The organism is Vibrio sp. 1457, assembly GCF_033340195.1.
GTDB classification, from domain to species: Bacteria; Pseudomonadota; Gammaproteobacteria; order Enterobacterales; family Vibrionaceae; genus Vibrio; species Vibrio alginolyticus.
Genome location: NZ_JAWOWA010000135.1, coordinates 1 through 1,086, shown reverse-complemented (window position 1 = coordinate 1,086; position 1,086 = coordinate 1). Strand labels below are relative to the sequence as shown.

Below are 1,086 nucleotides of genomic sequence, written 5' to 3'. Positions count from 1 at the left end.
AGTGGGAAAAAGTCTACGTCGAGCGCATTGTTCGCCATATCCACGCGCAGAAAAACCATCCGTCGATCATCATCTGGTCGCTGGGCAATGAATCCGGCTATGGCTGTAACATCCGCGCGATGTACCATGCGGCGAAAGCGCTGGATGACACGCGACTGGTGCATTACGAAGAAGATCGCGATGCTGAAGTGGTCGATATTATTTCCACCATGTACACCCGCGTGCCGCTGATGAATGAGTTTGGTGAATACCCGCATCCGAAGCCGCGCATCATCTGTGAATATGCTCATGCGATGGGGAACGGACCAGGCGGGCTGACGGAGTACCAGAACGTCTTCTATAAGCACGATTGTATTCAGGGACATTATGTTTGGGAGTGGTGCGACCACGGGATCCAGGCACAGGACGACCACGGCAATGTCTGGTATAAATTCGGCGGCGACTACGGCGACTATCCCAACAACTATAACTTCTGTCTTGATGGTTTGATCTATTCCGATCAGACGCCGGGACCGGGCCTGAAAGAGTACAAACAGGTTATCGCGCCGGTAAAAATCCACGCGCTGGATCTGACTCACGGCGAGCTGAAAGTCGAAAATAAACTGTGGTTTACCACGCTTGATGACTACACCCTGCACGCAGAGGTGCGCGTCGAAGGTGAAACGCTCGCGACGCAGCAGATTAAACTGCGCGACGTTGCGCCGAACAGCGAAGCCCCCTTGCAGATCACGCTGCCGCAGCTGGACGCCCGCGAAGCGTTCCTCAACATTACGGTGACCAAAGATTCCCGCACCCGCTACAGCGAAGCCGGGCATTCTATCGCCACTTATCAGTTCCCGCTGAAGGAAAACACCGCGCAACCAGTGCCTTTCGCACCAAATAATGCGCGTCCGCTGACGCTGGAAGACGATCGTTTGAGCTGCACCGTTCGCGGCTACAACTTCGCGATCACCTTCTCAAAAATGAGTGGCAAACCGACATCCTGGCAGGTGAATGGCGAATCGCTGCTGACTCGCGAGCCAAAGATCAACTTCTTCAAGCCGATGATCGACAACCACAAGCAGGAGTACGAAGGGCTGTGGCAAC

The 1,086-nt window shown here is 54.5% G+C and carries 1 protein-coding gene; it reads left to right on the top strand.

The window, feature by feature from the left end:
- Positions 1 to 1,086 (top strand): glycoside hydrolase family 2 TIM barrel-domain containing protein (locus R7Z41_RS24310; protein WP_318141680.1); only part of this gene is annotated, 1,086 nt, incomplete at both ends.